Source organism: Halomonas tibetensis, assembly GCF_042643535.1.
GTDB classification, from domain to species: Bacteria; Pseudomonadota; Gammaproteobacteria; order Pseudomonadales; family Halomonadaceae; genus Halomonas; species Halomonas tibetensis.
Genome location: NZ_JBHRSQ010000011.1, coordinates 169,329 through 177,395, shown reverse-complemented (window position 1 = coordinate 177,395; position 8,067 = coordinate 169,329). Strand labels below are relative to the sequence as shown.

The window sequence follows — 8,067 nt, the reverse complement described above, 5'->3', positions numbered from 1 at the left end:
AACACGCGGCCGCGCAAGACATTGGACTGGCGCACGCCGCTGGAAGTTTACGCCGAGGTGCTCAAGAAATCGGTTAGTGGCCCGAGCACCCTTCAATAGTGTTGCGCTTGGAACTTGAGACCGCCGAGCCTCAACGATGACAGGAGGCATGGCATGGACGGTACCCAGATTATGACCCCAGGGAAAACGCATGAAAAAACTTACACCGCGAGAATGTCAGCTAGGTACGTCTCATCCAGCGCCGCTTTCTTCTGTTTCCGCCGAATTCCGCCCTTGAACCTCGTCTCCCCTTTCAGGTAATTCAAGGCAATATGGCGGACTCTGGCTAGGTTTTCTGCCGCCTGACCACGGTGGATTTTGCAGGCATCTTCGCGAAGCGCCACATCCAGCGACCAGTGGAGCTTATTCTCGACAAACCAATGCTGGCGGGCCGCTTCGGCAAGCTTCTTGGCGCTCAGATCCGCTGAGCTGATGTAGTAACGGATCATCGGTGCTTCTGGCACCTCATCCCCTTCCTGGCGGAAACTCATCACCACGCCTACCGATTTCAGCCCGGGCCACTCATAGCTAAGCTCCTGAAACTCTTCAGTAACTTCGCTAACGATATGGTACCTCGTCTCCTGTCGGCCTCGGTTCTTCTCGTCTGTGACATACGCATCCCCCTCGAAGTTGACCACCTTGGCCATGGGGAACGCTCCCTCGAAGGCGTCAGCCAAGGCCGGCTGGTTGTCCTTCACTGACAGCAGGTAATCGGCGCCCTTCTGCAGGACTTGCGTGGCGATCTTCTTCTGGCAGCCCATGGCATCAATCGTCACCAGGCAGCCTTGCAGATTCAGTAGCTTGAGCAGCTCGGGAATCGCCGTAATCTCATTGGATTTCTCAGCCGTCTTGACCTGGCCCAGCACCACCCCATTCGCCGCACTGAAAGCACTGACCATATGAATCGCACCCTTACCCTTTCCTCGGCAGTACGACCCTCGCAGCGTCTTGCCATCAATGGCCACCACCGCGCCAGCCGTTACGTCATGGCAGGCCTTCATCCACTCGGCAAATGCTGTCTGCAGCTGCTCAGCATTCACCAGGGCCATCACTCTGGCGAGCGTGTCATGGCTGGGGATGCCCGCCTCAAAATCACCGTATTGGCGGAGAAAATCCAGTTTCGCGCGGCCAAAATCCTCGATTTCGTCCCAACCCTCAGAACCACAAATCACTGCACAGACGGTCAGAAACAGGATATCCGTCAGCTGATGCTGCACTTTCCAGGCCTGGCGGAAGTCGGGAACGATCGATAAATGGTGCATAAGAGATGGTGTCAGCATCGGGTCATCCATGAGCAAAAGCTGCTAGATGACCACATTAGCTCCTACTGGTAAAGCGCTACAAGGCCCGTCGTAGAGCGGTTTTTTATGCGTTTTCCCTGATTATGACCCTCGGCCTGGGCCTGGAAGCGCCCTGGATTCTCAAGGACCAGCACCTGGATACCTCTGTGTCGCCCCACCGTCTGGACCTCTATGTCGAGGCCGAGCGTGGCTGCCTCTATCCCTGTCCGGAATGCGGCGAGACCTGCCCTGCCCACGACTTTGCCGACAAGACCTGGCGGCATCTGAACTTCTTCCAACACCACTGCTACCTGCATGCCCGAGTGCCGCGTACCAAGTGCCCCGCGCATGGCGTCAAGCGCATCGAGGTGCGGAACCTGTCAACCTGATTAAGACAGATCTTTAAAAATTAACGTCGATTTTGCTGCGGTATTGCTCGCCGTCTCCCGGCAACTGGAGATCTCCGATAAGCGACTGTGGCGCATCGTGCACCACTATGTGGGACGAATGCTGGGTCAGTTGGATCTGTCCAAGGTCGAGGCCGTCAACCTGGATGAAACCGCCTTTCGGCGTGGTCACCGCTATGTGACGGTGTTTCTCGACATGCAGCGCAAACATGAGCCGGTGATCTTTGCCGTCCCCGGCCATGGTAAGGCCACCATCGAGGCCTTCAGCGCCTTTCTGGCCGAACATGATGGTGATCCAGACAACGTGGTCGAAGTGGTCTGTGACATGTCCCAGGCCTTTCTCAGTGGCGTGGCCGAGCACCTGCCTAGCGCCGAGGTCACGGTCGACTGGTTCCATATCGTGCAGACCTTTACCAAGGCCTTGGACGAGGTCCGCAAGAAAGAACGCCGAGAGAAGGGACATCCTAAGGCCTTGCGGTGGGCGGTGCTAAAGCGCGTGGATAACGATAACCTGACGGCCAAGCAACTGGCGGCACTCCAGGAACTGGTGGCCGATCTTGGCGCCACCGCCGATGCCTGGGTGATCAAGGAGAAGCTGCGCTGGATCCAGAAGGCCCCGACGCCGCGAGCCGCCCGGTGGCGCATCACGAACTACCTCGAGGTCATGCGCGAGGCGGTCACCGATCAGCCACTGCTCACGCCGATAGCGAAGGCCCTGACGACCTTGGAGCGGCATGTGGAGCAGGTGGTGAGGCGCCGGCTATCTGGCCTGACCAACGCACGCCTGGAGGGCATGAACAGGCTCTTCCAGGCCGCCAGGTCACGCGCACGCGGCTATCGAAACGAAGCCAACTTCATCGCGATGATCTACTTGATTGGCAGCCCCGTGGGCCGCTTGCTTGATCAGGCCAAATCCACATGAAACGACTAAGAACCTTTATTTATATAAAACATTATTCTGTCATTTAAATTTAACTTGCTCGCTCAATGTAGAGCAACTAAACCCTAAAGAATTCAATACCGATTTTCTTTTAGCAATTATATTTTTTTTTGTTTTGGTCCGGACTTTTACGTTTTTACCACTTAAGGTCAAATAATCTGCAGCAAGCAACCTTGCCTTATATTTTATATACTTAGAAATCTTAGAGGGCAAAATATCAGGGAAATCTACGCAGCATATATAATTTTCCGGCAAGCATGCTAAAAAAAGTGCATCGCTTCCAAAAGCCCAGTGATAATTACAATTTAAAACTAAATCTCTTGTACTTTTCGTAGTAAGAAATTCATCATCAATATATTTTAATTCATCACCATTGCTGTTTGGGTGCGGTGAAAATAATATTTTATCCAATTTTTTTTCTTGCTTTAATGTTTTCATCAACGTGTTGACTCGTCCATAAAATCCTGCTGGACAAATCCACACATCCCCATACAGCGCTAACTCTTTGTGAAATGGAAAATAAGAATCATAAAAAACACCTGTTTTAACGGAGTCTCTATTGCAGCTTTTTTTTTCTTGAGGACAATCCAATGCCTTTATGCACATCACTTTCTTAGGCTTAAAGCAACTAATCACTTTTGCGTTAACTAGTTTGTCGTTCGTATAAACAGCATTTATTTTTATGGCTAATGAGCGCGAAAAAAACTTAGTTATTTTACTCAGCGCATAGTTTGCAAGGAGTATGTAGGGAGGTACCGTATACCTTGTTCCTTTATTGCAAATAATATTAATATTTGATTTTTGAGGCAAGCTCTTAATTATTTCCAAGCAACGACTAGTTGGCCTTGGAAATAGGATGTAAATATCCAAGTTTGCATCGCAATCAAGATTAAGAACAAGATCTGAAATAGAGCTTGGCTTGTACGACTTAATACTGTCAGAAAAACCTGTACTTCTATTAACATATTCCGGTGAATTACCAATTACACTACAGTCAAAAACCTTATCAATAAACGAAATGTCTCCCAAAGCATATGCGTACTTTTTCCTCCATTCTACAAATGTAATGAGTACATTCATACTAAATCCCTGAGCTATCCCACAAAAGATTTCTTAACGAATATTTGAATTGCTCACTATTAAATCACACTTGGCTTATTATTGTAGCAATTAATTATTATCAAATTTCTTTTATTTTGTGTGCAGGCACGCCAGCATACAAACTATAAGGTTCCACCGATTTCGTGACCACACTGCCCGCCGCAATCACCGAATGCCGCCCAACTCGAACTCCGGGCATGATTAGCGCATTGGCCCCAATCCACACGTCATCCTCAATTACCAAGTCCCCTGTATAGCTGTGACCCTGGTCTGCGATTAACTGATCCCGACGGTCAAAGCGGTGGTTGGAGGCGTAAAAATGCGCCCCCGATCCGATCAACACGTCGCTGCCGATACGAATACTGGCTAGGTCATTGGCCATCAGGATGGTCTGTGGGCGAATCACTACCCGTTCACCAATGTCTATGCAGTCGGTACGCACAGCATAGACATTGGGCCGTAGCGAACTGCCTTCGCCAAAACTCCGGAACTTACGTTCAGCTAGGCGGCGGCCCAAACCTGGAAACTGCAGCATCCAGTGGGTCATGGGCATGTCAGGGCCGATGCGCGACTCGGTGAGCCAGAAACGGATTCTACGAAACAGTGAAATCATACCGTTGCCTCTTTCACCAAACCCCCCACCCACCATCTACCCGCAACACCTGGCCCGTGACATAGGCCGACATATCGCTAGTCAGGTAGGCGATGGCGCCGCGGAAATCATCCTCAGTAGCCATACGGCGAAGGGGGGTGCGCGCTTCGTAACGCTCCACAAAGCTTTCGGGTTGATCACGCGCCACCCCACCAGGCGAGATCGCATTTACACGGACCTCAGGCCCGAGGGTGGTAGCCAACCAGCGAGTGAACTGGATCACTCCACCCTTGGACGCGCCATAGGCCGCAGGGTTGGCCATAGACGTGCCTTCATAGAGTGACCAGTCCGGTCCGTATTCGCCGTAGATAGAGGCGATGTTGACAATGCTGCTGCCTGCTCCTGCTTTCAGCGCCGGCGCAAAGAGCTGGCACAGATGGAAGACCGAGGTGAGATTCACCTCCAGCGCGCGGCGCCAGGTCTCCACGCTTTGATCCTCGAAGGGCACGGCCCAACCGCTCAGGCCCGAGGTACCGACAAAGGCAGCGTTGTTGACCAGTATGTTCAATCCCGATCCGTTGCCAAGAACCCGTGCGGCCAATGCCTCGCGCTGGCTGGCATCTTCAAGATCGCAGTATTCTAGTTGTACGCTTACCCCGTGGCATTCGGCCAGTTCGGTGGCTTGGGGGGCAATGTCGACGCCGGGAAGATCCACTAGCACCAGGTCCGCGCCCAGCTCGGCCAGACAATCGGACATGGTACGCCCCAACCCCCCGGCGGCACCGGTTACCAAAGCCCGCCTGCCGCGTAAATCCATAAGCTTGGTCAGGGTTGTCATAAAGTCTCCAAACGTTTTTTCATCAAAAACTCGGCGATTTCGAAATCATGAAGCGTATCGATATCAATGGAACGCTCAACCGGAATTGTTGCTGCTCGCACTCGTCCTGAGAATAGAAGATTTCCCGCCATGATAAAGCGCGGGTCAGCCACATAGGCGACGGTCGTAATATCATAAACCTCAGGCGCATCCTGCCGCCGGGTGATGCTGCCTTCAGGGTTGTTCACCAAGGCAACGGTACCATCTGCGGCACGCCTGACCATGTTGAACCATGGATTGCGGTGGGCATCACTAACCGTCAGTACAACATCTGCGCGACCCTCTTGATAGAGGTCAAGGCAAGCTTCGATATCCTCAGGCAAGCGCATCGGTGCCGTAGCGGGAACTGAAACAAAAGCCTCGGGCAATTGGCCTTCTGTCTCTTGCAAAAACGCTAGCGCGTGCCGCCAGGCATCCAGTTCAGAAGCGGTATCACTGGCCAATGCAACGGGACGAATAAATGGCGCTTCCGCGCCGTAGGCACACGCAACGTCCGCGATGTCCTGCGAATCGGTCGAAACGATGACCCGTTCGATCCTTGGCACGGCAAGGGCCTGTTCGATGGCCCAGCCGATCAAAGGTTTGCCTGCAAGGGAGCGGATGTTCTTGCCTGGCAGGCCCTTTGAACCTCCACGCGCAAAAACGAAGGCCGTGATACCGCTCATACTTTTGCCCCTTTGGAAATCCGGCAGCGCCGCCCATTGTCTTCAGCAGATTGACGGGCCGCCTCAATCATATAAAGCACCGCTAGCCCATCTTCACCCGTGGCGGCAAGAGTGTCGATCCGGCCATTTGCAACCGCATCAAGAAATCGGGTTATCTGAGTACGGTAACTATCATCGCGATGTGACGTCTGCTGCATCAAGACCTGCCAATGGCCGATCTCGGGCATAAACAGAGAAACCTCACCAGCCACAGCGTCCCACCGCAGCGAGCCAGCCTCGGCAATGGCTGTGCAGCAACGCGTCGTGTTTTGCCGGAGGAAATCCATGCCTAAGCTCCCCACGCAGCCTCCGGCGAAACCAAGGTTCAGATGGGCACAATCCTCGACATCAATCTCAAGCTTACCCAAGCGGCCAATCCACCCGCCTATCCAATCAACCTCGCCGAAAACCCAGCGAAGCATGTCCAACTCGTGACTCAGCTCCAGCAAGACACCGCCGCCCAGCTCACGCCTGGCAGAAACCGTCTGCCGATAGTCACTACCGGGCCTCCAACCAGGCAAGTACTGGCCAATTTCACAATGCACCGCCTGCACATCACCAATGCGGCCCGCGTGCAGTTCGGAACGAAACCGTTGCAGCGTTTCCAGCCAGCGCAAGTTATAACCCACCTGAACGAGCACGCCGAGTGTCGCACAATCAGCCAGGAATGCCGCCACTCCCTTGCTTGATACCGCGAGTGGCTTTTCGATCAGCAAGTGCGTACCACAGGCTGCCAGCGCCTGTGCCGTCTCGAGATGAAAGGGAGCGGGAGAGGCGATAATGGCCACCTGCGGAGAAAAAGCGCAGGCCTCTTCCAGATGTGTCGTGCAGCCATCCGCAAAGGGAATTGGCTCATCACAGTCACTGTGACGTAGCACCATTATCTCGGCTTCAGGAAGAGCCTCGCGAAGCAAGCGCAGGTGTCGAGCCCCGATACTGCCAAGACCGACCACAAGCGCTCGACAAATCATGATGCTTCCTCTGGCGAAAGGGCCGCTTCACTCACACGCGAATTACCAAGAAGTGGCATTGCACGTTCTGGACAGAAAACAAAAATTATTTTCTCGAATTCAATCACTCGCTTTACTCATGACATCTTGTTGTGCACGCTGAAAATCATCGACCTGCCCGATATCCAGCCAGTACTCTTTCAGCGGATAGAGATTTACGCCTTGGCCATCCAATATTTCTTTCTCAAGGAGCGTGGGCATGTCGACCCGAGTATCTGGGTCTACGCTTTTGACCAACTCAGGGGACAGCACATAGATACCGGCGTTGACATTAAAGGTATGAACGGGTTTCTCGACCATCGCCTTGGCGCGGTGCCCGTCGGCTTCAATCACGCCGTAAGGCACCTGATACTCGAATTCACGTACGCACATGGTGGCGTTACCGCTGTGCTCTTCATGAAATGCCAATAGCGCCAGGTAGTTGATATTGGTAAGCAAATCACCATTCATCATAAATAGCGGCTTGTCGATTTCGTCGTGGGGAAGCAAGCCGAGTGCGCCGCCGGTGCCTAGCGGGGTTTCTTCATGTATGTATTGGATGCTGACGTTCCACTGGCTGCCGTCACCGAAGTGATCGCGGATCTGCTCAGGCATGTAATGCGTGGAAATATAGAAGCGGTGAAAGCCCGCATTGACGAAACCTTCGAGAATCAGCTCGAGGATCGGTTTATCACCAACCCGCAACATCGGCTTGGGGCAGGTGTTGGTCAGGGGGCGAAGCCGCTTGCCAAAGCCGCCAGCCATCAGAAAGACGGGGTTGTCCTGACGCGGCCGTTGCAGCAAACCATGCAGCGTTTCCAGCCCGATGAGACGATGGTCATCATCGACGATGGGCAACTGCAGAAGATCATGCTCCTCCATCCAGGCCAGCATGCGGGCCTTGCTCCAGTCCCGATGCGCCACCTTGGGATGCCGAAACATGATGGCCTCGACGGTCGCCTCAAGCGTTTGCTTGCCCAACAGGGCACGCCTCACGTCGCCATCGGTCAAGGTACCACGCAAGAGTTGCTGATCATCGACGACCAGCGCAATGCGCAGGGCTTCACGATCCAGCACTTCGATCGCCTCGCCCAGCGTGGTCGCGGGGCTTACCAAAGCGCGTTCCCAATTTTTCATC

General features: G+C 53.5%; 7 protein-coding genes and 1 pseudogene. 1 reads left to right on the top strand and 7 read right to left on the bottom strand.

All coding sequences use genetic code 11. From position 1 onward, the window contains the following. Positions 1-200 precede the first annotated feature (200 nt). Positions 201-1,319: an ISAs1 family transposase gene (locus ACFODV_RS09130; protein ID WP_379757971.1), complete on the bottom strand. Its 1,119-nt coding sequence runs from the start codon at positions 1,317-1,319 to the stop codon at positions 201-203. A 104-nt stretch (positions 1,320-1,423) separates the two neighbouring features. Between ACFODV_RS09130 and ACFODV_RS09125 the strand changes: the two are divergent. Continuing rightward, positions 1,424-2,648: pseudogene (locus tag ACFODV_RS09125) on the top strand (ISL3 family transposase). Positions 2,649-2,687: 39 nt separating this feature from the next. Here ACFODV_RS09125 and ACFODV_RS09120 read toward each other — a convergent pair. The 6 genes from ACFODV_RS09120 to ACFODV_RS09095 form a co-directional block, all read right to left on the bottom strand. Continuing rightward, positions 2,688-3,746, bottom strand: coding sequence for a hypothetical protein (locus tag ACFODV_RS09120; RefSeq protein WP_379757953.1), 1,059 nt, complete (start codon positions 3,744-3,746; stop codon positions 2,688-2,690). 100 nt (positions 3,747-3,846) lie between these two features. After that, positions 3,847-4,380 carry an acyltransferase gene (locus tag ACFODV_RS09115; RefSeq protein ID WP_379757950.1) on the bottom strand — a complete coding sequence of 178 codons (534 nt, stop codon included), beginning with the start codon at positions 4,378-4,380 and terminating at the stop codon, positions 3,847-3,849. Positions 4,381-4,393: 13 nt separating this feature from the next. Next, entirely contained in the window at positions 4,394-5,197 is an 804-nt protein-coding gene (locus ACFODV_RS09110) for an SDR family oxidoreductase (protein WP_379757947.1), read from the bottom strand. Beyond that, a complete protein-coding gene (locus ACFODV_RS09105) occupies positions 5,194-5,901 on the bottom strand; it encodes an acylneuraminate cytidylyltransferase family protein (RefSeq protein WP_379757944.1) in 708 nt (235 codons plus the stop codon). The genes ACFODV_RS09110 and ACFODV_RS09105 overlap by 4 nt, the downstream gene beginning before the upstream one ends. Next, a complete protein-coding gene (locus ACFODV_RS09100; RefSeq protein WP_379757940.1) occupies positions 5,898-6,911 on the bottom strand; it encodes a Gfo/Idh/MocA family protein in 1,014 nt (337 codons plus the stop codon). The genes ACFODV_RS09105 and ACFODV_RS09100 overlap by 4 nt, the downstream gene beginning before the upstream one ends. 99 nt (positions 6,912-7,010) lie before the next feature. Then, positions 7,011-8,066 (bottom strand): nucleotidyltransferase family protein, encoded by a 1,056-nt coding sequence (locus ACFODV_RS09095; RefSeq protein ID WP_379757937.1) that lies wholly within the window; start codon positions 8,064-8,066, stop codon positions 7,011-7,013. Position 8,067: the final 1 nt, after the last annotated feature.

Coding starts and splice junctions, on each gene's coding strand:
- ACFODV_RS09130 (WP_379757971.1), bottom strand. CDS start 1,319: ATGCTGACACCATCTCTTATGCACCATTTATCGATCGTTCCCGACTTC.
- ACFODV_RS09120 (WP_379757953.1), bottom strand. CDS start 3,746: ATGAATGTACTCATTACATTTGTAGAATGGAGGAAAAAGTACGCATAT.
- ACFODV_RS09115 (WP_379757950.1), bottom strand. CDS start 4,380: ATGATTTCACTGTTTCGTAGAATCCGTTTCTGGCTCACCGAGTCGCGC.
- ACFODV_RS09110 (WP_379757947.1), bottom strand. CDS start 5,197: ATGACAACCCTGACCAAGCTTATGGATTTACGCGGCAGGCGGGCTTTG.
- ACFODV_RS09105 (WP_379757944.1), bottom strand. CDS start 5,901: ATGAGCGGTATCACGGCCTTCGTTTTTGCGCGTGGAGGTTCAAAGGGC.
- ACFODV_RS09100 (WP_379757940.1), bottom strand. CDS start 6,911: ATGATTTGTCGAGCGCTTGTGGTCGGTCTTGGCAGTATCGGGGCTCGA.
- ACFODV_RS09095 (WP_379757937.1), bottom strand. CDS start 8,066: ATGAAAAATTGGGAACGCGCTTTGGTAAGCCCCGCGACCACGCTGGGC.